Here is a 20889-nt window from a genome sequence, read left to right as displayed (position 1 = left end):
GTGGGTGCGGCCGTTCGTCCTACGGCGACAGCTCGATTGTTACCGGGAAGGGTCGTTCGAGCTTCAGGTACCCGCCCTCGCTGCGCACGGATTCGACGTAGTCGACGCCGTCGAGTTCGAACAGCGTCGCGACCGGCTCGCCCCCTCTCGGGTCGACCACTAGGTAGAACGGCACCCCGGCCTCGGCGTAGAGCTGCTTCTTGAGGGTGAGGTCCTGGAGACGGGTGCTCGGAGAGAGCACTTCGCCCGCGAGCAGCAGGTCCTGCGCCGGGAGCAGGAGACCGCGGAACCCTGCCACGTTGACGGTGAAGTCCGGGATCAGCATCCGTCCGTGGGACAGGCCGACGTTGACGCCCGGCATCGCCTCGTAGTCCGGCGGGCATGCCATCCGCAACGCGGTGTAGCAGTCCCCTACCAGCAGCTGGTGCCGGCCCGTTCCGAGAGGGCTCACGAGCAGCGCCCCGTCGACGAGCTCGACGCGCTGCGACGAGTCTTCGGGCATGGCGAGGACTTCTTGGAGGGTCCACGGTCCGTCGTGGTGGAGCGACGGAGCGGGGTGGCCGAGGTCGTGTTCGTAGTCCGCCGGCAGGGCCATGCGACATCACCTCCGGGGGCAGCCCGACGCACGCCAGTGTCGCACGTCGGGTCGTGGACGGGCTTGATCACGAGCCCAGGATGCCCACGACCACCGACAGTTTCGAGCCGCAGGAGCCGCCGAACGGACTAGTTCACTCGAACGAGTGTGCTACACGGCTGCGGCGGCTTGGCGCACCCCGCCGGCCAACTCCTCGGTCAGCGCCGCCACCGTGTCGTCCTGCACGGCCGACACGAACGCGGAGCCCACGATGACCCCGTCCGCGAACGCCGCCAGCTCCGCGGCCTGGGCGCCGTTGCGCACCCCGAGCCCGACGCCGATCGGCAGGTCGGTGTGCTCGCGGACCCGCTTGACCAGCGCCGGGGCCGCCGTGGACACGACGTCGCGCGCACCTGTCACGCCCATCACGGACGTCGCGTACAGGAACCCGCGCGACGACCGGGCCGTCAGCGAGATCCGCTCCTCCGTGGAGGACGGCGCGACCAGGAAGATCCGGTCCAGGTCGTGCGCGTCCGTCGCCGCGATCCACTCGGCGCCCTCGTCGGGCACGAGGTCGGGCGTGATGACGCCCAGCCCGCCGGCCGCGGCCAGGTCGCGCGCGAACCGGTCCACCCCGTAGGCCAGCACCGGGTTCCAGTACGTCATCACGACCGCGCGGCCACCGGCTTCGGCGACCGATTCGACCACGCCGAACAGGTCCCGCACCCGGAACCCGCCGCGCAGCGCCTGCTCGGCCGCGCGCTGGATGGTCACGCCGTCCATCACCGGGTCGGAGAACGGCAGGCCGACCTCCACCAGGTCGCAGCCGGAGGACACCATCGTCCGCAGCACGTCCTTCGAGCCCTCGAGCGTGGGGTACCCGGCGGGCAGGTACCCGATCAGGGCCGCCCGCGACTCCGCCCGACAAGCCGAGAAAACCGGATCAAGCCTGCTCACGACTCCACCCCCAGCCCGAACCACTTGATCGCGGTGTCCATGTCCTTGTCGCCGCGCCCGGACAGGTTGACCAGGATCAGCCCCTCGGGGCCCAGCTCGCGGCCCAGCACCAGCGCGCCGGCCAGGGCGTGGGCCGACTCGACCGCCGGGATGATGCCCTCCTCGCGCGACAGCAGCGCGAACGCCTCCATCGCCTGGGCGTCGGTCACCGGCCGGTACTCGGCCCGTCCGCTGTCCTTCAGGAACGCGTGCTCGGGGCCGACGCCGGGGTAGTCCAGACCGGCCGAGATGGAGTGCGCCTCGGCGATCTGCCCGTCGGCGTCCTGCAGCACGTACGACATGGCGCCGTGCAGCGACCCGGGCGTGCCCGCGGTCAGCGTCGCGCCGTGCCGGGCGGTCTCGATGCCGTCGCCGCCGGGCTCCAGGCCGACCAGCCGCACGGACGGGTCGTCGATGAAGCCGTGGAAGATGCCGATGGCGTTCGACCCGCCGCCGACGCACGCGGCCACCACGTCCGGCAGCCGGCCCGCCTTCTCCAGGATCTGCTCGCGCGCCTCGATGCCGATGATCCGGTGGAAGTCGCGCACGAGCACCGGGAACGGGTGCGGTCCGGCGGCGGTGCCGAGCAGGTAGTGGGTGTCGTCGACGTTGGCGACCCAGTCGCGCAGCGCCTCGTTGATGGCGTCCTTCAGCGTGCGCGAGCCGGTCTTCACCGGGATGACCTTCGCGCCGAGCAGCCGCATCCGGGCCACGTTGAGGGCCTGCCGCTCGGTGTCGACCTCACCCATGTAGACGACGCAGTCCAGGCCCATCAGGGCGCAGGCGGTGGCGGTGGCCACGCCGTGCTGGCCCGCGCCGGTCTCGGCGATGACCCGCTTCTTGCCCATCCGCTTGGTCAGCAACGCCTGCCCGAGCACGTTGTTGATCTTGTGCGAGCCGGTGTGGTTGAGGTCCTCGCGCTTGAGGAACACCCGTGCGCCGCCCGCGTGGGCGGCGAACTTCGGCGCCTCCGTGAGCAGCGACGGGCGTCCGGCGAAGTCGCGCAGCAGCCGGGCGAACTCGTCCAGGAACTCGGGGTCGACCCGCGCCTTCTCGTAGAACGCGGCGAGCTCGTCCACCGCGGCGATGAGCGCTTCCGGCATGAACCGGCCGCCCCACGGCCCGAAGTGGCCCCGCTCGTCCGGGTCGTGGGGTGTCGGAGCCAACTGGCCGCGCGACATGCGCTCTCCTCTGCGGTGGGTAACCCGTCTGACGGGGTTCTTACCGGCTCGGCCGGGGACACGCGGGGTGCGACCCCGCCGTCACCAGCTTGTTCACCGCGACCTTGGGGTCGCCGCTCGTGACCAGGCTCTCGCCGACCAGCACCGCGTCGGCGCCCGCGCCCGCGTACGCCATCAGGTCGCCCGGCCCGGACACGCCGGACTCGGCGATCTTGATGGTGTCGAAGGGCAGGCCGGGCGCGATCCGCCCGAACACGTCCTTGTCCACTTCCAGGGTGTGCAGGTTGCGCGCGTTCACGCCGATGACGCTCGCGCCCGCCTCCAGCGCCCGGTCGGCCTCCTCGGCCGTGTGCACCTCGACCAGGGCCGTCATGCCGAGCGACTCCACCCGGTCGAGCAGGGACACCAGCGCGTTCTGCTCCAGCGCCGCCACGATCAGCAGCACCAGGTCGGCGCCGTGCAGGCGCGCCTCGTGCACCTGGTACGGGCTGACGATGAAGTCCTTGCGCAACAGGGGCACGCCCACCGCCGCGCGCACCGCGTCGAAGTCCTCCAGCGACCCGCCGAACCGACGCCCCTCGGTCAGCACGCTGATCGCCCGCGCGCCGCCCAGCTCGTACTGCGCGGCGAGCTCCGCGGGCTCCGGGATGTCGGCCAGCTGCCCCTTGGACGGGCTGCGCCGCTTGACCTCGGCGATCACGCCGACGCCCGGTCCGCGCAGGATCGACATCACGTCCTGCGGTGGCGACACCTTCGTCGCCTTCTCCCTGAGCACGTCGAAGGGCAGTGCCGCCTCGCGCGCGGCGAGGTCCTCGCGGACGCCTTCGATGATCGACTCGAGCACGGTCATCCGCGCACCTCGCTCGACTCCGTCAGACCTTCCGGTTCAGTCGCAAGCTCCCGCACGTCATGCTCCCCTTCCCGCCACGAGGATGCTAACCCCGCAGCGAACCCCGTCCGGCCACCGGGGTAGGCGCGTTCGCCCGGTTGACCAGCGCCCTTCCGGGCCGACGTGCGCGAACGTGCGGTACCGGTGGGTCAGCCCGCCGTCAGCGCGACGTCAGTCCCGGTCCGTGGGATCGTCGCCGCGCTCCAGCGCGTTCCACAGCTCCCGCTCGGGATCGGCGGTCCGCTTGGCCGCGCCGGGCGTCTGGTACCCGCCGCCCAGGCGTGGCATGGCCGGACCGCGCACGACGAGCAGGACGCCCGCCGCGACCGCGAGCGCCGCGCCCAGCAGCACGAGCCCCCGGCCGGTCACCGGGCCGTCGGCGTCCACCCCTTGGAACGCCGCCGCCGCGCCCGCCAGCAGCACCACGGCGCCGAGCAGGCGCCGCACCCAGCCGCTCAACGCCACCACGGCGGCGATGGCGGCCAGGCACAGCAGCGCCAACGGGGTCAGCGCGGGCACGACGTCGCCGCCGCTTCGGTCCGCCGAAGCGTCCCAGGACAGGGCGGAAGCGCCCCACAGCGCCACCGCGCCGAGCAGCAGCAGCGCCACCACGATCCACAGTGGACGCCTGCCGGGTCGGGCGCCGGACTCCTCAGACACGGGCCGGGTCCACCGCCGGGGCCATGGTCTGCGCGGTCGCGATCGCCGAGAGCACCGCGCCCGCCTTGTTCAGGCACTCGTTGTCCTCGGCGACGGGGTCGGAGTCGGCCACGATGCCGCCGCCGGCCTGCACGTACGCCACGCCGTCGCGCACCAGGGCGGTGCGGATGGCGATGGCGGTGTCCGCGTCGCCCGCGAAGTCCAGGTAGCCGACGACGCCGCCGTAGAGGCCGCGCCGGGTGGGCTCCAGCTCCTCGATCAGCTCCATCGCGCGCGGCTTGGGCGCGCCGGACAGGGTGCCCGCCGGGAAGCACGCCGCGACCGCGTCGAACGCCGTGCGGCCCTCGGCCAGCTCGCCGCTGACCGTGGACACGATGTGCATGACGTGGCTGTACCGCTCGACCTTGAAGAAGTCGACGACGGTCACCGAGCCCGGCTTGCACACCCGGCCGAGGTCGTTGCGGCCCAGGTCGACCAGCATGAGGTGCTCGGCGCGTTCCTTGTGGTCGGCCAGCAGGTCCTTCTCCAGCAGGGCGTCTTCCTCGTCGTCGACGCCCCTCCACCGGGTGCCCGCGATCGGGTGAGTGGTGGCCTTGCCGTCGCGCACGGTCACCAGCGATTCCGGGCTGCACCCGACGATGTCGAAGTCGTCCAGCCGCAGCAGGTACATGTACGGGCTGGGGTTGGACGTGCGCAGCACGCGGTAGATGTCGAGCGGGTCGGCGGTGGTGCGCATCTCGAACCGCTGCGACAGCACGACCTGGAACGCCTCGCCGGCCCGGATGGCCTCCTTGGCCTTCTCCACGACCGCGTAGTGCTCCTGCTGCGAGCGGCGGCGCACGAACTCCGGCTTGGGCCGGGCGAACACCGCGACCGTGGGCGGCGCGGGGCTCTGCAGGTCCTGCGTCATCACGTCGAGCCTGGTCACCGCGTCGTCGTAGGCCGCGTCCACGCGTTCCGGCGAGTCGTCCCAGTTGATGGCGTTCGCGATGAGCGTGACGGTGCCCTCGTGGTGGTCCAGCGCGGCCAGGTCGGTGGCCAGCAGCATCACCAGCTCCGGCACCTCCAGGTCGTCCTCGGCCAGCGACGGCAGCCGCTCCAGCCGCCGCACGGCGTCGTAGCCGATGTAGCCGACCATCCCGCCGGTCAGCGGGGGCAGGCCGGGCAGCGGGTCGGTGCGCAGCACCTCGATGGTCTCGCGCAGCGCCACCAGCGGGTCGCCGCCCTCGGGCAGGCCGACCGGGTGCGGGCCGAGCCAGAAAGCCTCGCCGCCGGTCGCGGTCAACGCGCCCGCGCTGCGCGCGCCGACGAACGACCAGCGCGACCAGGAGCGGCCGTTCTCGGCCGACTCGAACAGGAACGTGCCCGGCCGGTCCGCCGCGAGCTTGCGGTACAGCCCGACGGGCGTCTCCGCGTCCGCCAGCAGCCGCCGCACCACCGGGATGACCCGCCGCTGGGCGGCGAGCTCGCGGAACTCCTCGCGCGTCGGGCTGACCTCGCCCAGACCCGCGCCTGCACCGATGACGCTCACCATGGGCGACATTGTGCCGGTCGCCCCTACACGGGTGCGCGGGGCTCTATTTCAACGCCCGTTGAAAAAATTGGGGGCGTCCCGCATGATGATGGGCGTGAACCCCGGCTCGCACCAAAACGAACCCAAGCGCCGCGGCCGACGGTCCGGCGGCGAGGACACCAAGGCCGCGCTGCTGGCCGCCGCGCGCGAGGTGTTCGTCGAACGCGGCTACGAGGGCGCCACGGTCCGGTCCATCGCCGCGCGGGCGGGCGTGGACGCGGCCATGGTCAACCACTGGTTCGGCGGCAAGGAAGCCCTGTTCGCCAAGGCCGTGCTCCACGTCCCGGTCGACATCAACGCGCTGATCGACCGGCTGCTCGACGGGCCGGACGAGGAGATCGGCGAACGGATCGTGCGCAACTTCATCGGCGTGTGGGACCCCATCGGCGGCGGGCCGTTCGCCGCGATGGTGCGCAGCGTGACGTCGCACGGCCAGGTCGCCGACGTGCTGCGCGCGTTCTTCGTGCAGACCCTGCTCAAGCGGCTCGTGACGCACCTGGACGCGCCCGACGCCGAGCTGCGGGCGACCCTGCTGGCCAGCCAGATCTTCGGCATGGGCATGGTCCGGTACGTGGTGAAGTTCGAGCCGCTGGCCTCGGCGGACGTGGAAACGGTCGTCAAGGCCATCGCGCCCAACCTCCAGCGCTACCTGACCGGCGACATCGGCTGAGCCGTCAGTCGGCCGGGCCCAGCAGCACGGTGGCGTCGAAGCAGGTCGCGTCGCCGGTGTGGCAGGCCCCGCCGACCTGGTCCACGACCAGCAGCAGCGCGTCGCCGTCGCAGTCCAGCCGCACCTCGTGCACGTACTGGGTGTGCCCGGACGTCTCGCCCTTCACCCACAGCTGCCGGCGGCTGCGCGAGTAGTACGTGGCGCGGCGGGTGGTGAGCGTGCGGTGCAGGGCCTCGTCGTCCATCCACGCCACCATCAGCACCTCCCCCGTGCCTCTCCGCTGCGCCACGGCGCACACCAGGCCGTCGGCGGTGCGCTTGAGCCGTGAGGCGATGGACGGGTCGAGCGCGCTGGTCATCGCCGGCCTCCGAGGAAGTGGATCCGAGCGGGCTTGGTGTTGAGCATCACCACGGCGAAGACGTGCACGGCGGACAGCAGCCCGGAGAGCACGCGGAGCCACACCGGCCCCTGGTTGAGCACCGCGAGCAGGTGGATCAGCGCGACCAGGCCGAAGACGAACGCCGCCGTCAGCCGGGCCGGGCGCGGGCGAGCCACCAGGCCGGCGACCGCGAGCAGCTCCAGCACGGCGACGATGACCGGGAACCTGACCCAGCTCGGGTCGTCCTCGACCTGCCACTGGACGAGGCCCATCAGCACGAACGCCAGGCCGCCCGCCGCGCCGATCAGGATCGCGAGGAACACCTCGGTGGGCGCGTTGCGCGGGTTCAGCATCAGCGCACCTCCACGCCCGCGTCGCGCAGGCCCTGCTTCACGTCGCCGATGCGCAGCGTGCCGAAGTGGAAGACGCTGGCCGCGAGCACGGCGTCCGCGCCCTCGGCCACGGCCGGCGGGAAGTGCTCCACCGCGCCCGCGCCGCCGCTGGCGATCAACGGCACGTCCACCACCGCGCGGGTGAGCCGGATCAGCTCCAGGTCGAACCCGGCCTTGGTGCCGTCGGCGTCCATCGAGTTGAGCAGGATCTCGCCCACGCCCAGCTCCTGGCCCCGGGCCGCCCACTCGACCGCGTCGATGCCGGTGCCCTTGCGCCCGCCGTGCGTGGTGACCTCGAACCCCGACGGGGTGGGCTGCTCGCCCTCGGGCACGCGGCGCGCGTCCACCGACAGCACGATGCACTGGGCGCCGAAGCGGCGCGACAGCTCGCCGAGCAGCTCGGGGCGGGCGATGGCGGCCGTGTTCACGCTCACCTTGTCCGCGCCGGCGCGCAGCAGCTTGTCCACGTCGTCCGCGCTGCGCACCCCCCCGCCCACGGTCAGCGGGATGAAGACCTGCTCCGCCGTGCGCCGGACCACGTCGAAGGTGGTCTCGCGGTCGCTGGAGGACGCCGTCACGTCGAGGAACGTCAGCTCGTCCGCGCCCTCCGCGTCGTAGGCCCGCGCCAGCTCGACCGGGTCGCCGGCGTCGACGAGGTTGGTGAAGTTCACGCCCTTCACGACCCTGCCCCGGTCGACGTCCAGGCAGGGGATCACGCGCACCGCGACTGACATGGCCAAAAGCCTACGGGGACGCCCTGAGCGGCCGGCTTCCGGTGCCTGAGCGCTCGACGCGGGTGTCTCGGGCGTGGGACGCGCGCGACCGGAACGCAGGACACGCGCGCGGTAAACGTGGGCCTCACAACACCTGAACGTGGGATTCGTGGGCGTCAGTGGGCGACGTGGCGGCGAAAGTGTGGTTCACTTGTGGAGGTCGCAAGTTTTGTGTTCGTGTCATCCACGCTCGCGAAACATTGTTTGAGCGTGTGATTCCTCAGGGTCAGCGTTTGGACCGGCCCCAGCGGGTGCGTTCGCCCCGTTGGTAGCTGTATGAGGAGTACAAAGATGGCGCAGGGCACCGTGAAGTGGTTCAACTCGGAGAAGGGCTTCGGCTTCATCTCCCCCGAGGATGGCGGCGCGGACGTGTTCGTGCACTACTCGGAGATCCAGAGCGGCGGCTACCGCAGCCTGGAAGAGAACCAGCGGGTGAGCTTCGACGTCGGCCAGGGTGCCAAGGGCCCCCAGGCGACGAACGTGACGGTCATCTGACCTGGCGTTGCTCGTGAAGAGCCCCGTTCCCCTCGTGGGAGCGGGGCTCTTCCGCGTGTCGGGCCCCGTCCGGGACGGGCGGGTGCGCCGACCACGGCTAACGTTGCCGGACATGGACCTCGCAGCCGGCAAGTACCTGTTGTTGACCACCTTCCGCAAGGACGGCACCGCCGTGCCGACCCCCGTGTGGGTCGCGGGCGGTGACGGCACGCTGTACGCGTGGTCCGCCGCCGACGCGGGCAAGGTCAAGCGCATCCGCCGCAGCGGCGACGTGCGCATCGGACCGTGCGACGTCCGGGGCAAACCCACGGGCGAGCAGATCCCGGCCACCGCGCGGCTGCTCGACGGCCCCGGCAGCGACCGGGTCCGGTCCCTCATCGCGAAGAAGTACGGCGTGGTGGGCAAGCTGTCGCTGCTCGGCAGCCGGCTGCGGCGGGGCCGCGACGGCACGATCGGCATCGAGATCAAGCCCGCCTAGCGTCAACCCGAGGTTGACCCATCGCGTTGCGTCAACCTACAGTTGACGGGTGGTAGCGCCCCCGGTCCAGCTCACCGACCTCATCGTCACCGTCGCGTCGGAGCACACCGACGTGCTGGGCAGGCTGTCCGCCGCCGTGCGGCTCAGCGCCCGGCTCGACGAGCTGGGCGACCACCTCATCGGGCACTTCGTGGACGAGGCGCGCCGCGCGGGCGCGAGCTGGGCCGAGATCGGCGTGAGCCTCGGCGTCACCAAGCAGGCCGCGCAGAAGCGGTTCGTGCCCAAGGAGTCGCCCGACCTGAAGCCGAGCTTCGACCGCTACACCGACCGGGCCCGGCGGGTCGTCGTGCTGGCCCGCCACCACGCCCGGTTCAGCGAGCACATCGGCACCGAGCACGTCCTGCTCGGCCTGCTCGACGAGTCCGGCGGCCTCGCCGCCAAGACGATCGCCGAGCTGGAGGCGTCGGAGGGCACCACGCGGATGGCCGTGCTCGGCGAGCTGGACGGCGCGGTCCGGCAGCGGCCCGACCCGCAGCCGTTCACCACGCGCTGCAGGAAGGCGCTGGAACTGGCCGTGCGGGCGTCGCTGCGCCAGGGCCACGCGTTCGTCGGCACCGAGCACCTCCTGCTCGGCTTGCTCGCCGAAGGGGAAGGCGCCGCGGCCAAGGCCCTCGAACGCACGGGCGTCACCGAGGCGGCCGCGGAGGCCTACATCGTCCGCGAGATCAAGGCCGCGATCGATCGCGGACCGCGGCCAGCGCCTCGGGGAGCGTGAACGCGCCCGCGTAGAGCGCCTTGCCCACGATCGCGCCCTCGACACCGTCGCGGGACAACGCGGCCAGCGCGACCAGGTCGTCCACACTGGACACGCCGCCGGAGGCGATCACCGGCGCGTCGGTGCGCGCGCACACCTCGCGCAGCAGGTCCACGTTCGGCCCCTGGAGCGTGCCGTCCTTGCCGACGTCGGTGACCACGTAGCGGGCGCAGCCGTCGCGGTCCAGCCGCTCCAGCACCTCCCACAGGTCGCCGCCGTCCTTCGTCCAGCCGCGCGCGGCCACCCGGTGGCCCTGCTCGGTGATCCGCACGTCGAGGCCGACCGCGACCTTGTCGCCGTGCTCGGCGACGACCTTCGCGCACCACACCGGGTCCTCCAGGGCGGCGGTGCCCAGGTTCACCCGCGCGCAACCGGTCCCCAGCGCGGCGGCCAGCGACGCGTCGTCGCGGATGCCGCCGGACAGCTCGACCCGGACGTCCAGCTCGCCGACCACGCGGGCCAGCAGCTCGCGGTTGCTGCCGCGGCCGAACGCGGCGTCGAGGTCGACCAGGTGCACCCACTCGGCGCCGTCGCGCTGCCAGGCGAGCGCGGCGTCCAGCGGGTCGCCGTAGTTGGTCTCGGTGCCGGCCTCGCCCTGCACGAGCCGAACGGCCAGGCCATCGGCCACGTCAACAGCCGGGAGCAGCGTGAAAGTCACGCGTTCAGCCTAGTTGAAGCTCTTGAGCCAGTTCTCCAGCAGGTGCGCGCCCGCGTCGCCGGACTTCTCCGGGTGGAACTGGGTGGCCCACAGCGGCCCGTTCTCCACCGCCGCGACGAACTCGTCGCCGCCGTGCTCGGCCCACGTCACCAGCGGCGCGCGGAGCACGTCGGACTCCGGCAGCTCCCACTCGCGCACGCCGTAGGAGTGCACGAAGTAGTACCGGGTGTCGGGGTCGAGGCCGGCGAACAGCGCCGTGGACCTGGGGGCGCGGACGGTGTTCCAGCCCATGTGGGGCACGACGGGCGCGGCCAGCCGCTCCACCGTGCCGGGCCACTCGCCGCAGCCCTCGGTGAGCACGCCGTGCTCGATGCCGCGTTCGAACAGGATCTGCATGCCGACGCAGATGCCGAGCACGGGGCGCCCGCCCGCGAGCCGTTGGCCGATGAGCCGGCCGCCCCTGATCGCGTCCAGCCCGGCCATGCAGGCGGCGAACGCGCCGACACCGGGCACCACCAGGCCGTCCGCGTCGAGCGCGGCCCGGTGGTCGGCGGTCACCTCGACGTCGGCGCCGACGCGCTGGAGGGCGCGCTCGGCGGAGCGGATGTTGCCGAATCCGTAGTCCAGCACAACGACCTTGGGCACCCGTCCAGCCTAGTCGCCGCCCCGCGACCAGCGGCGTGCGGTCGGGCACAGCCCCCGGTCAGGCCAACCCGCCCTGCGTCACCGGGACCACCGGCAGGACGGTGTTGATCGGCAGGCCCGCCCGGTCCGGCAGGGCGGTCACCCACGTGTCGGCGCGGCCCTCGTCCACCAGGGACCGCACCTCGGCGACGTCGGCGGGCAGGTCGACGGGCCGCGGCCGGGCGTCGAGCCGCCACCAGCGCACCAGGCCGACCAGCCGGCGCGCCGAGCCCGTCGACCCCGCCCGTTCACCGTCGGTCCACACCTCGGCGGTGGGGGACCAGCGCAGCAGCAGCGCCGCCACGCCGGTCCCCCGGACCTGCTCGGTCAGCCGCAGCGCCGCCGGGAACCCGATCTGCCTGCGCGGCAGCAGCACCGTCCCGGACGCCACCGGGACGAGCGCCGCGGGCCCCGCGGCGGCGCGGTGCAGGTTCAGCTGCAGCTCCGCGGTCGGCGCGGGTGTCCAGATCAGGGTTCTCGGCACGCTCACAGGCAGAGATCATGCCGCAGCGGCCGGATGGCCGAACATCCGACGCACGGCTGCGGCGACGCCGGGCACGTCGAGGTCGTGCGCCGAATCGTGGTCCTCGGCCGTGCCGTAGGCCCGCAGCTCGGCGTCGCGCCGCACGCCGAGCGACCGCAGCCGGTGCGGCACGTCCGCCAGCGCCTCGGCCGCCAGGTGCGCCGACGTGCCTTCCAGGTACGGCTCGACCAGCAGCACGTCGGCCCGCCCGGCGCGGCCCACCGCCGCCTGGAGCCCGGCCGCGTCGAACGGCCGCACGGTGGTCGCGTAGAGCACGGTCACGTCCGCGTCCCGGGTGGCCTCCAGCACGGTGTCGAGCATCGGACCCACCGCCACCACCACGCCCCGGCCGCCGTGCCGCACCTCGGTGAACCCCTCGACCACCGGGTGCGGCGCGGTGTTCTCGCGCAGGGAGAGCCGGAGGTAGACCCGGTCGTCGCGCTCCAGCGCGTCCCGCACGATCGGCCCCACCTCCGCCGGGTGGCCCGGCACGCGCACCGTCCAGCCGGGCAGCGTGTCGAACAGCGCCACGTCGCCGGGCGCCTGGTGCGTGCGGCCCCAGACCGGGTCGTCGTAGGAGCCGCCGATGCTGACCAACACCCCGCCCAGGTCCTGGTGGCCGAAGTCGAGCTTGATCTGCTCGAACGGCCGCTCGACCAGGAACGGGGCGTAGGTGTGCACCACGGGCCGCAGCCCGCTCAACGCCAGCCCCGCGCCGACGCCGACCATGGCCTGCTCGCGGATGCCGACGTTGATCACCCGCTCGTGCGGCGCGAACGCGTCCCGCGAGATCTCCGCCAGCACGACCGCGACCCGCGGGTCGTGTCGCATCACGTCCTCGACGGTGTCCACGAACACCTGTCGCATCGAGGTCATCCCCGCTCCCCCTCGCCGATCTCCGCCACCACGACCGAGGGCCGGCCGGGGTGGTCCCGCGTGAACGCCTCGTGCAGCGCGCCGTGGTCCCGACCGTCCACTGTGGACGTCTGCCAGCCCTCGACCTCGAACCGCTTCGCCACCCCGCCCGGCCAGCCGTGCGTGCCGGAGGCGTTGTCCACCACCACGGCGACGAGCCGGTCCAGGCCGAGCCGACCGGCCAGCGCGATCGCCTCGTGGTTGCTGCCCTCGTCCAACTCCGCGTCGCCGACCAGCACGAACGTCCGCGCGGCCCGTCCCTGCAAGCGCAGGCCGAGCGCGGTGCCCACGGCGATCGGCAGCCCGTGCCCGAGCGAGCCGCTGCTGATCTCGACGCCGTTGACCAGCACGCGGTCCGGGTGCTGGCCCAGCGGCGAGTCCCACGCCGTCCACGTGTCCAGAGTGGACGGTTCGAGGTAGCCCTTCGCGGCCAGCACGGCGTAGTACGCCATCGGGCCGTGCCCCTTGGACAGCAGGAACCGGTCGCGGTCCGGGTCGTCCACCCGGTCCGGCGAGACGTCCAGCACCCGGTCGTAGAGCACCCACAGCACGTCCAGCGTGGACGCCGCCGCCCACTCGTGCTTCTCGTCCCCTGTCATCCGCCGGAACAGCGCGGGGATGTCCGCGAAGCCCGACTTGCCCTTGACTCCCATCACATCACGAAACAACTTCGACTTAGGTCGAGGTCAAGACCTAGGATGGGCACGTGAGCAAGTTGCCGGAGATGTTGACCATCGGCCAGGTGGCCGAGCGCAGCGGCGTGCCGCACACCGCGTTGAGGTTCTACGAGGAGAGAGGGCTGATCGCCGCCGAGCGCACGGCCGGCAACCAGCGCCGCTACCCCCGGCACGTGCTGCGGCGGTTGGCGTTCATCCGCACCGCGCAGCGGGTCGGGCTGTCGCTGGAGGACGTGCACGACGCGCTGGCGACGCTGCCGGAGAACCGCACACCCACCAAGACCGACTGGAGCAGGCTGTCGGCGAGCTGGCAGGTGGAGCTGGACGCGCGGATCGACGCGCTGCGGCGGCTGCGCGACCGGCTGACGTCGTGCATCGGGTGCGGGTGCCTGTCGCTGCGCAGCTGCACGCTGCACAACCTGGACGACGAGCAGGCCGCCGACGGGCCCGGCGCCCCCAAGCTCAAGCCGGCCCTCGAAGGCGGCACGTGAAATGTGGTTGTGCCGCGTGCTGCACTGGTAGTCGTGCAAGAGCAGAAGCAGATGGTCCGCTTGTCGAAGCGGATGGCGAAGACCCTGCGCCACGACCCGCAACGGCTCGGGCTGACCCTGGACCCGGCGGGCTGGGTGGACCTGGAGGAGTTCGTGCGCGCGCTGGGCGTGACCCGGGCGCAGGTGCTGGAAGTGGTGGCGACCAACGACAAGCAGCGGTTCGCGATCGAGGACGGGCGCATCCGGGCCAACCAGGGCCACACCGTGGAGGTGTCGCTGGACCTGCCGGTGGCCGAACCGCCCGCCGAGCTGTACCACGGGACGGTCGGCCCGTCCCTGCCCCACATCTTCCGGGACGGGCTGCGGCCGATGGCGCGGCACGACGTGCACCTGTCCGCGACCGTCGACACGGCCGTGCGGGTCGGGTCACGGCGGGGCAAGCCGGTGGTGCTGGTGGTCGACGCCGCCGCCATGGCCGCCGACGGCCACGAGTTCCGGGTGAGCGCCAACGGCGTGTGGCTGGTGCCCGCCGTGCCGCCTAACTACCTGCGAGAACACGTCTCGTGAGCCAGTCGAGGCCCGCGACCACCTCGTCCGGGCCGAGACCGCGCACCTGTCTCTGGTACTGGTAGACCTCCGGGGCCAGCGGCGCCATCAGGGCGTCCACCACGGCCGCCGGCGCGCCGTCCACGAGCGAGGCGACGTGCCGCCGCCAGAAGCCGTAGGCGCCCGCCCGGAACCGCGCCCGGCCCGTCTCCGCGCCGAGCACCAGGTGCAGGTGCCGTTCCAGCAGGCCGACCATGGTCCGGTAGAACGCGGCCAGCCGCTCGTCCGGCGACGCGCCCGGACCCAGCGGCGGGGGGCCGGTGAGGATGCGGTCCTTGATCTCGGACTCGTGCTCGTCCAGCAGCGCCTGCGCGATCGACGTCGTGTCCGGGTAGCGCCGGTAGAGCGTCGCCCGGCCCACGCCCGCGGCGCGCGCGATGTCCTCCATCGTCACGCCCACCGCCCCACCGGCGGCGGCGAACACCTCTTCCGCCGCGGCGAGCACGCGGGCCCTGTTGCGGGCCGCGTCGGCCCGCTCCCGAGGACGACCGACGGTGATGGCGGCCTCAGCCGGTGACGACATGTGACCAACCATACGCAGACAGCCAAACCGACCGCGGCCGCCGCCCCGAACGTTCAACACGGGTGTGCCGAACGTAGGACACGGGTGTGCCGAACGTAGGACACGCCCGTTCGGAACGTAGGACACGCGCGGGGTGAAGGGCTACAGGAGCCAGGTGACGGCGGCGCCCACGGCGACCAGGGCGAGGACCAGCAGGACGACCGCCAGGCCCCGCGCCGTCCGCCACGTGCTGTAGACGCCGCCGCCGAGGAAGCCGGCCAGCGCGATCAGGCCGATGACCACGTACTCCTTCGGCATCTAGAGGACGCCCTTGGTCGACGGCACGCCACCCACCCGCGGGTCCGGCTCGACGGCCGTCCGCAGCGCCCGCGCGATGGCCTTGAACTGCGCCTCGGCGATGTGGTGCGGGTCGCGCCCGTACTCCACCCGCACGTGCAGCGCGATGCCCGCGTGGAACGCCAGCGAGTCGAACACGTGCCGGTTCAGCACGAACGGGTAGTTGCCGCCGATCGTGAAGGTGGTGAACTGCTCCGGCTCGCCGACGTGCACGCAGTACGGCCGCCCGGACACGTCCACCGCCGCGTGCGCCAGCGTCTCGTCCATCGGGATCCACGCGTCGCCGAACCGGCGGATGCCCGCCTTGTCCCCCAACGCCTCCCGCAACGCCTGCCCGAGCACGATCGCCACGTCCTCCACGGTGTGGTGCGCGTCGATCTCCACGTCGCCCGTCGCCCGGACGACCAGGTCCAACGACCCGTGCACGCCCAGCGCGGTCAGCATGTGGTCGTAGAACGGCACGCCCGTGGCGATCTCGACCTGCCCGGTGCCGTCGAGGTCGACCTCGACGTGCACCGACGATTCCCTGGTGGTCCGCTCCACCTTGCCGACCCGGCTCACCGGCCAACCTCCTTGCTCGCCGCGAGGAACGCGTCGTTCTCCTCCGGAGTGCCGACCGTCACCCTCAGATGTCCGGCGATGCCGACGTCCCTGATCAGCACACCGCGTTCCAAATACGCGCGCCACGCGGCGCGCGTGTCCTCGAACCAGCCGAACAGCACGAAGTTCGCGTCGCTCGGCACCACCGAGAAGCCCAGGCCCGCGAGCGAGCCCATCACCCGGTCGCGTTCGGCCGCCAGCTTCGCCACCGACCCGAGCGTCTCCGCCGCGTGCCGCAGCGATGCCCGCGCCGCCGCCTGCGTCAACGCCGACAGGTGGTAGGGCAGCCGCACCAGCTGCAACGCGTCCACCACGGCGGGCGCGGCGGCGAGGTAGCCCAGCCGGCCGCCGGCGAAGGCGAACGCCTTGCTCATGGTCCGGCTGACGATCAGCTTCGCCGGGTAGTCCTCCAGCAGCACGACCGCGCTCTCCCGCGAGGAGAACTCGGCGTACGCCTCGTCCACCACGACCATCCCGGGCGCGGCCTCGATCAGCACCCGCAGGTCCGCCACCGGCAGGCTCTGCCCGGTCGGGTTGTTCGGGCTGGTCACGAACACCACGTCCGGCGCCCGCTCGGCGATGGTCTCGGCCGCCCGCGCGACGTCCAGCGAGAAGTCGGCGCGGCGGGGCGTCGGCGCCCACTCCGTGCGGGTGCCGGCGGCGATGATCGGGTGCATCGAGTACGACGGCTCGAAGCCCAGCGCCGAGCGCCCCGGCCCGCCGAACGCCTGCAGGATCTGCTGGAGCACCTCGTTCGACCCGTTCGCCGCCCACAGGTTCGCCGAGGTCAGCGGCACGCCCGTGGACGAGGCCAGGTAGGCAGCCAGGTCCTCGCGCAACACCACCGCGTCCCGGTCGGGGTAGCGGTGCAGCTCGCCGGCGATGGCCGCCACCTCCCGCACCACGTCCTGCACCAGGGCGGGTGTGGGCGGGTACGGGTTCTCGTTCGTGTTCAGCCGGACGGGCACGTCGAGCTGCGGCGCGCCGTACGGCGTCCGGCCGCGCAGGTCCTCGCGCAGCGGCAGGTCGACCAGCTCGACCTTGGCTCCGACGGGCTTCACGCCGGGAACCTCGCCGTCACGGCCTGGCCGTGCGCGGGCAGGTCCTCGGCGTTCGCCAGCGCCACCACGTGCGGCGCGACCTCGCGCAACGCGTCCTCGCTGTAGTCGATGACGTGGATGCCGCGCAGGAACGTCTGCACCGACAGCCCCGAGGAGTGCCGCGCGCAGCCGGCGGTGGGCAGCACGTGGTTGGAGCCCGCGCAGTAGTCGCCCAGCGACACCGGCGAGTGGGCCCCCACGAAGATCGCGCCGGCCGCGCGCACGCGGGCGGCGACCTCGCGGGCGTCGGCCGTCTGGATCTCCAGGTGCTCGGCGGCGTAGGTGTCCACCACCCGCAGCCCCTCGTCCAGGCTCGACACCAGCACGGTGCCGGACTGCCTGCCGGTCAGGGCCGTCCGCACGCGCTCGTGGTGCTTGGTCTCGCCGACCTGGCGGGCCAGCTCCGCGTCCACCGCGTCCGCCAGCTCCACCGACGTGGTCACCAGCACGCTCGCGGCCAGCGTGTCGTGCTCGGCCTGGCTGATCAGGTCGGCGGCCACGTGCACCGGGTCGGCCGTGCCGTCGGCCAGGACCGCGATCTCGGTCGGCCCGGCCTCGGAGTCGATGCCGATCAGGCCGCGCAGCAGCCGCTTCGCGGCGGTCAGGTAGATGTTGCCGGGACCGGTCACCAGGTCCACCGGCTCCAGGAGCCGCCCGTCGGTGTCCGTGCCGCCGTGGGCGAGCAGCGCGACGGCGAGCGCGCCGCCCACGGCCCACACCTCCGTGACGCCGAGCAGCGCGGCGGCGGCCAGGATCGCCGGGTGCGGCAGGCCGCCGAACTCGGCCTGCGGCGGCGAGCACACCACCAGCGACTCGACGCCCGCGATCTGCGCCGGCACCACGTTCATGACCACGCTGGACGGGTAGACGGCCAGGCCGCCGGGCGCGTACAGGCCGACGCGGGCCACCGGCACCCAGCGCTCGGTGACCGTGCCGCCGGGCACGACCTGGGTGGTCGTGTCGACGCGGCGCTGGTCGGCGTGCACCTTGCGGGCGCGGGCGATGGACTCCTCCAACGCCGCCCGCACGGCCGGGTCCAGCTCGGACAGCGCGCGTTCCAGCTCGGCGGCGGGCACGCGGATCGACGCCGGGCGCACCCCGTCGAACTTCGCGCCGTGCTCCAGCACGGCCTCGACGCCCCGTTCGCGCACGTCCTCCACGAGCGGCCGGACCTGATGCAGCACCGCGTCCACGTCGACCTCGGCGCGCGGCAGCGCGGCGCGCAGTTCGGCGGGTGACGGGACACGACCACGCAGGTCGATGCGGCTGAGCATGCCCACAAGGGTAAGGCGTCGCCAATTCCGTCAACTGTCACCCTGGGTCCCGGTGGTGAACCCGACAAACGGGGGCTACCTCGATCCGTGACCGGCGGGCCACGCTGCGTGGGCACCCGTTCGCGGGTGTTCCCCATCTCCGTCGCAAACCCTGCTGATGATGGAGGCTTGATGTTCACCAAGCGGCGCGGCCTTGTGGCCGCCGCGTTGGTCGCGAGCGTGGCCCTGGTGCTCCCCGCGCACCCCGGGTCGGCGCAACCGGCGGCCTCGCACACCCCCGAGCGGACCGTGTTCGAGGTCACCGCGGCCTCGCCCGAGGCGCGGACGAAGGTCGCCCGGACCGGGGTCGACGTCCTCGGCCAGAACGGCGACACGCTCACCGTGATCGCCGAACCGCGCCAGCAGTTGCTGCTGCGCGCCACCGGGCTGCCGGTGAAGAACGCCGGTGACGCGGACGCGCAGCTCGCGGGCCTGGGCAAGGCGGACTTCGCCGACCCGCAGCTCGGCGCGCAGGACTTCCCGTCCGGCTACACCGGCTACCACAACTACGCCGAGATGGTCGCCGAGCTGAACCAGACGGTCAGCGACCACCCGAACCTCGTCACGATGCGCAGCATCGGCAAGTCGTACCAGAACCGCGACCTGTGGATGATCAAGATCAGTGACAACCCGACCTCCGACGAGGCCGAGCCCGAGGTGCTGTTCACCTGCAACCAGCACGCGCGGGAGCACCTGACCGTGGAGATGTGCCTGCACATCATCAAGCGGTACACGGACAACTACGCGTCCGACTCGGCCGTCAAGAGCACCGTCGACAGCCGGGAGATCTGGGTCATCCCCAGCGTCAACCCCGACGGCGCCGAGTACGACATCGCGACCGGCTCGTTCCGGGCGTGGCGCAAGAACCGGCAGCCGAACTCCACCTCGACCGGCACCGACCCGAACCGCAACTGGGGCTACCAGTGGGGCTGCTGCGGCGGCTCCAGCAGCAGCGGGTCGAGCGAGACCTACCGCGGCCCGTCGGCGTTCTCCGCGCCGGAGACCGCGCGGGTCCGCGACTTCGTCGGCACGCGCGTGGTCGGCGGTGTGCAGCAGATCAAGTCGCACATCGACTGGCACACGTTCTCGGAGCTGATCCTGTGGCCGTACGGCTACACCTACAACGACACCGCCGCGGGCCTGGACGCCACCCAGGCCAACGTGTTCCAGACCATGGGCAGGCGGATGGCCTCGCTGAACGGCTACACGCCGCAGCAGGCCAGCGACCTCTACATCACCGACGGCAGCGTCGACGACTGGATGTGGGCCGCGCACAAGATCTGGAGCTACACGTTCGAGATGTACCCGGCCTCGGCGAGCGGCACCAGCGGGTTCTACCCGCGTGACACGCAGATCGCGCCGCAGACCACGCGCAACGACACGGCGGTGCAGCTGTTCCTCGACTACTCCGACTGCGTCCCGCGCATCACCGGGCGCACCTGCTGACGGCCTCCACGGCCTGATCGACCTGCGCGGGCTCGACGAAGTAGTGGGGTGACGCCCTCACCACCTCGGCGAGCCCGCGCCGGGTCATGTCCAGCAGCGTGGAGGACGCCCAGCTGACGGTGACCGTGATGCCCTCGCGGGCCAGCCGGTCGCGCACCTCGGTCGCGGCCACGCCGTCCACGGTGAACGTGACGATGCCCGCCTTGCGCACGCCCTGGTCGCGCACCGTCACGCCGGGCAGCGCGCCCAGCCCGTCACGCAGCCGGCGGGCGCGCTCGCCCACCTCGCGTTCGATCACGTCCAGGCCCTTGGCCAGCGCGTGCCGCGCCGCCGCGATGAGCCCGAGCCGGTCGGCGACGCTGGTCTCCCAGATCTCGTAGACCCGCGCGTCGTCGCGCAGCCGGTACTCGTCCGGGGCCGTCCACTCGGCGCTGTGCAGGTCGATCAGCCGCGGGGTCATGCGCGCGGCGGCCTCGCGGCGCACCACCAGCACACCGGTGCCGCGCGGTCCGCGCAGCCACTTGCGGCCGGTGCCCGCGATGAGGTCCACGCCCAGCTCGTCGGCCCGCACCGGCAGCTGCCCGATCGACTGGCACGCGTCCAGCAGCACCAGCGCGCCCACCTCGTGCGCCGCGTCGGCGACCTCGCGGGCCGGGTTCACCAGGCCGCCGTTGGTCGGCACGTGCACCAGGGAGACCAGCTTCACCCGCTCGTCCAGCAGGTCCTTCAGCGCGTCCACGTCGATCTGCCCGAACTGGTCCGACGGCACCGCCTCGGCCGACGCGCCGACCTCGCGCGCCCGCCGCAGGATCGGGATCGCCGTGCCCGCGTACTCGGCCTCGCTGAACAGCACCCGGTCGCCCGCGGCCAGCGGCACGGCGTCGAACGCGGTCAGCCACGACCGGGTCGCGCTGTCGGTGAACGCGATCTCGTCCGGTGACGCGCCCAGCAGCTCCGCGAGCACCCCGTAGCCGGCCTCCAGGTCGGCCTCGCGCTCCTGCGCGGCGACGTACCCGCCGATCTCCGCCTCGCGCCTGAGGTGGCCGATCACCTCGTCGAGCACCTCGCGCGGTGGCAGCGACGAACCGGCCGAGTCGAGGAAGATCGTCATGGCGCCCCCCTGGGTCCGCGGGTGCTTGATCC

The 20889-nt window shown here is 72.7% G+C and carries 27 protein-coding genes; 7 read left to right on the top strand and 20 right to left on the bottom strand.

Features of this window, described 5'->3' with window-relative positions:
• Nucleotides 1-19: 19 nt before the first annotated feature.
• From EDD40_RS31585 to EDD40_RS31560, 6 genes are all read right to left on the bottom strand, one after another.
• On the bottom strand, nt 20-595 hold the full coding sequence (locus EDD40_RS31585) for a Uma2 family endonuclease (protein ID WP_123746168.1): 576 nt from the start codon (nt 593-595) through the stop codon (nt 20-22).
• Between the two features lie 150 nt (nt 596-745).
• A complete protein-coding gene (gene trpA / locus EDD40_RS31580) occupies nt 746-1531 on the bottom strand; it encodes a tryptophan synthase subunit alpha (RefSeq protein ID WP_123746167.1) in 786 nt (261 codons plus the stop codon).
• Nucleotides 1528-2751 carry a tryptophan synthase subunit beta gene (gene trpB / locus EDD40_RS31575; protein WP_123746166.1) on the bottom strand — a complete coding sequence of 408 codons (1224 nt, stop codon included), beginning with the start codon at nt 2749-2751 and terminating at the stop codon, nt 1528-1530. Before trpB ends, trpA begins: the two co-directional genes overlap by 4 nt.
• 40 nt (nt 2752-2791) lie before the next feature.
• Nucleotides 2792-3601 carry an indole-3-glycerol phosphate synthase TrpC gene (gene trpC / locus EDD40_RS31570; RefSeq protein WP_123746165.1) on the bottom strand — a complete coding sequence of 270 codons (810 nt, stop codon included), beginning with the start codon at nt 3599-3601 and terminating at the stop codon, nt 2792-2794.
• Between the two features lie 210 nt (nt 3602-3811).
• Nucleotides 3812-4300 carry a Trp biosynthesis-associated membrane protein gene (locus EDD40_RS31565; protein ID WP_236594437.1) on the bottom strand — a complete coding sequence of 163 codons (489 nt, stop codon included), beginning with the start codon at nt 4298-4300 and terminating at the stop codon, nt 3812-3814.
• Entirely contained in the window at nt 4293-5834 is a 1542-nt protein-coding gene (locus EDD40_RS31560) for an anthranilate synthase component I (RefSeq protein WP_123746164.1), read from the bottom strand. The genes EDD40_RS31565 and EDD40_RS31560 overlap by 8 nt, the downstream gene beginning before the upstream one ends.
• 94 nt (nt 5835-5928) lie before the next feature.
• Here EDD40_RS31560 and EDD40_RS31555 point away from each other — a divergent pair, with 94 nt between their 5' ends.
• Nucleotides 5929-6543, top strand: coding sequence for a TetR/AcrR family transcriptional regulator (locus EDD40_RS31555; protein WP_246037953.1), 615 nt, complete (start codon nt 5929-5931; stop codon nt 6541-6543).
• A 4-nt stretch (nt 6544-6547) separates the two neighbouring features.
• Here EDD40_RS31555 and hisI read toward each other — a convergent pair whose 3' ends face one another.
• The 3 genes from hisI to hisF are packed head-to-tail and all read right to left on the bottom strand — an operon-like array spanning nt 6548 to nt 8048.
• Nucleotides 6548-6901, bottom strand: coding sequence for a phosphoribosyl-AMP cyclohydrolase (gene hisI / locus EDD40_RS31550; protein ID WP_123746162.1), 354 nt, complete (start codon nt 6899-6901; stop codon nt 6548-6550).
• Entirely contained in the window at nt 6898-7275 is a 378-nt protein-coding gene (locus EDD40_RS31545; protein WP_123746161.1) for a hypothetical protein, read from the bottom strand. Before EDD40_RS31545 ends, hisI begins: the two co-directional genes overlap by 4 nt.
• A complete protein-coding gene (gene hisF / locus EDD40_RS31540; protein WP_123746160.1) occupies nt 7275-8048 on the bottom strand; it encodes an imidazole glycerol phosphate synthase subunit HisF in 774 nt (257 codons plus the stop codon). The genes EDD40_RS31545 and hisF overlap by 1 nt, the downstream gene beginning before the upstream one ends.
• Before the next feature lie 330 nt (nt 8049-8378).
• On the opposite strand from hisF, the gene EDD40_RS31535 reads away from it, so the two are divergent.
• From EDD40_RS31535 to EDD40_RS31525, 3 genes are all read left to right on the top strand, one after another.
• Nucleotides 8379-8582, top strand: a complete 204-nt coding sequence (locus EDD40_RS31535) for a cold-shock protein (protein WP_033437808.1) — start codon at nt 8379-8381, stop codon at nt 8580-8582.
• Between the two features lie 112 nt (nt 8583-8694).
• The gene (locus EDD40_RS31530) at nt 8695-9060 is read left to right on the top strand and encodes a PPOX class F420-dependent oxidoreductase (RefSeq protein ID WP_123746159.1); all 366 of its coding nucleotides are present in this window, start codon (nt 8695-8697) and stop codon (nt 9058-9060) included.
• Nucleotides 9061-9109: 49 nt separating this feature from the next.
• Nucleotides 9110-9835: a Clp protease N-terminal domain-containing protein gene (locus EDD40_RS31525; protein WP_123746158.1), complete on the top strand. Its 726-nt coding sequence runs from the start codon at nt 9110-9112 to the stop codon at nt 9833-9835.
• Here the strand turns inward: EDD40_RS31525 and priA are convergent.
• The 5 genes from priA to EDD40_RS31500 are packed head-to-tail and all read right to left on the bottom strand — an operon-like array spanning nt 9786 to nt 13307.
• Entirely contained in the window at nt 9786-10532 is a 747-nt protein-coding gene (priA, locus tag EDD40_RS31520; protein WP_123746157.1) for a bifunctional 1-(5-phosphoribosyl)-5-((5-phosphoribosylamino)methylideneamino)imidazole-4-carboxamide isomerase/phosphoribosylanthranilate isomerase PriA, read from the bottom strand. The genes EDD40_RS31525 and priA overlap by 50 nt on opposite strands.
• Before the next feature lie 9 nt (nt 10533-10541).
• Nucleotides 10542-11177: an imidazole glycerol phosphate synthase subunit HisH gene (gene hisH / locus EDD40_RS31515; RefSeq protein WP_123746156.1), complete on the bottom strand. Its 636-nt coding sequence runs from the start codon at nt 11175-11177 to the stop codon at nt 10542-10544.
• Between the two features lie 58 nt (nt 11178-11235).
• Nucleotides 11236-11706: a hypothetical protein gene (locus tag EDD40_RS31510; protein ID WP_123746155.1), complete on the bottom strand. Its 471-nt coding sequence runs from the start codon at nt 11704-11706 to the stop codon at nt 11236-11238.
• A 9-nt stretch (nt 11707-11715) separates the two neighbouring features.
• Nucleotides 11716-12615 carry a transketolase family protein gene (locus tag EDD40_RS31505; RefSeq protein WP_123746154.1) on the bottom strand — a complete coding sequence of 300 codons (900 nt, stop codon included), beginning with the start codon at nt 12613-12615 and terminating at the stop codon, nt 11716-11718.
• Nucleotides 12612-13307 carry a thiamine pyrophosphate-dependent enzyme gene (locus EDD40_RS31500; RefSeq protein WP_211348269.1) on the bottom strand — a complete coding sequence of 232 codons (696 nt, stop codon included), beginning with the start codon at nt 13305-13307 and terminating at the stop codon, nt 12612-12614. Before EDD40_RS31500 ends, EDD40_RS31505 begins: the two co-directional genes overlap by 4 nt.
• Before the next feature lie 71 nt (nt 13308-13378).
• On the opposite strand from EDD40_RS31500, the gene soxR reads away from it, so the two are divergent.
• Together soxR and EDD40_RS31490 are read left to right on the top strand one after the other, a co-directional pair.
• Nucleotides 13379-13822 carry a redox-sensitive transcriptional activator SoxR gene (soxR, locus tag EDD40_RS31495; RefSeq protein ID WP_425471357.1) on the top strand — a complete coding sequence of 148 codons (444 nt, stop codon included), beginning with the start codon at nt 13379-13381 and terminating at the stop codon, nt 13820-13822.
• A gap of 51 nt (nt 13823-13873) precedes the next feature.
• Nucleotides 13874-14389, top strand: coding sequence for an RNA 2'-phosphotransferase (locus EDD40_RS31490; RefSeq protein WP_123748416.1), 516 nt, complete (start codon nt 13874-13876; stop codon nt 14387-14389).
• Here EDD40_RS31490 and EDD40_RS31485 read toward each other — a convergent pair.
• The 5 genes from EDD40_RS31485 to hisD all read right to left on the bottom strand — a co-directional run bounded on the left by EDD40_RS31485 (nt 14361) and on the right by hisD (nt 18261).
• Nucleotides 14361-14951, bottom strand: a complete 591-nt coding sequence (locus EDD40_RS31485; protein ID WP_123746152.1) for a TetR/AcrR family transcriptional regulator — start codon at nt 14949-14951, stop codon at nt 14361-14363. The genes EDD40_RS31490 and EDD40_RS31485 overlap by 29 nt on opposite strands.
• A 141-nt stretch (nt 14952-15092) precedes the next feature.
• A complete protein-coding gene (locus EDD40_RS41990; RefSeq protein WP_170185257.1) occupies nt 15093-15248 on the bottom strand; it encodes a hypothetical protein in 156 nt (51 codons plus the stop codon).
• A complete protein-coding gene (gene hisB, locus EDD40_RS31480; protein WP_123746151.1) occupies nt 15249-15848 on the bottom strand; it encodes an imidazoleglycerol-phosphate dehydratase HisB in 600 nt (199 codons plus the stop codon).
• Nucleotides 15845-16948, bottom strand: coding sequence for a histidinol-phosphate transaminase (locus EDD40_RS31475; RefSeq protein WP_123746150.1), 1104 nt, complete (start codon nt 16946-16948; stop codon nt 15845-15847). Before EDD40_RS31475 ends, hisB begins: the two co-directional genes overlap by 4 nt.
• On the bottom strand, nt 16945-18261 hold the full coding sequence (hisD, locus tag EDD40_RS31470; protein WP_123748415.1) for a histidinol dehydrogenase: 1317 nt from the start codon (nt 18259-18261) through the stop codon (nt 16945-16947). The genes EDD40_RS31475 and hisD overlap by 4 nt, the downstream gene beginning before the upstream one ends.
• A gap of 171 nt (nt 18262-18432) precedes the next feature.
• Between hisD and EDD40_RS31465 the strand changes: the two genes are divergently transcribed.
• On the top strand, nt 18433-19746 hold the full coding sequence (locus EDD40_RS31465; protein WP_123746149.1) for a M14 family metallopeptidase: 1314 nt from the start codon (nt 18433-18435) through the stop codon (nt 19744-19746).
• On the opposite strand, the gene EDD40_RS31460 is transcribed toward EDD40_RS31465, so the two are convergent.
• Nucleotides 19727-20857, bottom strand: coding sequence for an aminotransferase class V-fold PLP-dependent enzyme (locus tag EDD40_RS31460; protein ID WP_123748414.1), 1131 nt, complete (start codon nt 20855-20857; stop codon nt 19727-19729). The two genes, EDD40_RS31465 and EDD40_RS31460, sit on opposite strands and share 20 nt — an antisense overlap.
• Between the last annotated feature and the right edge of the window lie 32 nt (nt 20858-20889).

The organism is Saccharothrix texasensis (assembly GCF_003752005.1).
In the GTDB taxonomy this organism is placed as follows: domain Bacteria; phylum Actinomycetota; class Actinomycetes; order Mycobacteriales; family Pseudonocardiaceae; genus Actinosynnema; species Actinosynnema texasense.
Note: the sequence above shows the minus strand (reverse complement) of the source record. Positions and strands in the feature narration are given on the sequence as shown.

Excerpts from the sequence above, each read along its gene's own strand:
- EDD40_RS31585 (WP_123746168.1), bottom strand. The coding sequence starts at position 595 with ATGGCCCTGCCGGCGGACTACGAACACGACCTCGGCCACCCCGCTCCG.
- trpB (WP_123746166.1), bottom strand. The coding sequence starts at position 2,751 with ATGTCGCGCGGCCAGTTGGCTCCGACACCCCACGACCCGGACGAGCGG.
- trpC (WP_123746165.1), bottom strand. The coding sequence starts at position 3,601 with ATGACCGTGCTCGAGTCGATCATCGAAGGCGTCCGCGAGGACCTCGCC.
- EDD40_RS31560 (WP_123746164.1), bottom strand. The coding sequence starts at position 5,834 with ATGGTGAGCGTCATCGGTGCAGGCGCGGGTCTGGGCGAGGTCAGCCCG.
- hisI (WP_123746162.1), bottom strand. The coding sequence starts at position 6,901 with ATGACCAGCGCGCTCGACCCGTCCATCGCCTCACGGCTCAAGCGCACC.
- EDD40_RS31545 (WP_123746161.1), bottom strand. The coding sequence starts at position 7,275 with ATGCTGAACCCGCGCAACGCGCCCACCGAGGTGTTCCTCGCGATCCTG.
- hisF (WP_123746160.1), bottom strand. The coding sequence starts at position 8,048 with ATGTCAGTCGCGGTGCGCGTGATCCCCTGCCTGGACGTCGACCGGGGC.
- EDD40_RS31535 (WP_033437808.1), top strand. The coding sequence starts at position 8,379 with ATGGCGCAGGGCACCGTGAAGTGGTTCAACTCGGAGAAGGGCTTCGGC.
- EDD40_RS31530 (WP_123746159.1), top strand. The coding sequence starts at position 8,695 with ATGGACCTCGCAGCCGGCAAGTACCTGTTGTTGACCACCTTCCGCAAG.
- EDD40_RS31505 (WP_123746154.1), bottom strand. The coding sequence starts at position 12,615 with ATGACCTCGATGCGACAGGTGTTCGTGGACACCGTCGAGGACGTGATG.
- EDD40_RS31500 (WP_211348269.1), bottom strand. The coding sequence starts at position 13,307 with ATGGGAGTCAAGGGCAAGTCGGGCTTCGCGGACATCCCCGCGCTGTTC.
- soxR (WP_425471357.1), top strand. The coding sequence starts at position 13,379 with ATGTTGACCATCGGCCAGGTGGCCGAGCGCAGCGGCGTGCCGCACACC.
- EDD40_RS31490 (WP_123748416.1), top strand. The coding sequence starts at position 13,874 with ATGGTCCGCTTGTCGAAGCGGATGGCGAAGACCCTGCGCCACGACCCG.
- EDD40_RS31485 (WP_123746152.1), bottom strand. The coding sequence starts at position 14,951 with ATGTCGTCACCGGCTGAGGCCGCCATCACCGTCGGTCGTCCTCGGGAG.
- EDD40_RS41990 (WP_170185257.1), bottom strand. The coding sequence starts at position 15,248 with ATGCCGAAGGAGTACGTGGTCATCGGCCTGATCGCGCTGGCCGGCTTC.
- hisD (WP_123748415.1), bottom strand. The coding sequence starts at position 18,261 with ATGCTCAGCCGCATCGACCTGCGTGGTCGTGTCCCGTCACCCGCCGAA.
- EDD40_RS31465 (WP_123746149.1), top strand. The coding sequence starts at position 18,433 with ATGTTCACCAAGCGGCGCGGCCTTGTGGCCGCCGCGTTGGTCGCGAGC.
- EDD40_RS31460 (WP_123748414.1), bottom strand. The coding sequence starts at position 20,857 with ATGACGATCTTCCTCGACTCGGCCGGTTCGTCGCTGCCACCGCGCGAG.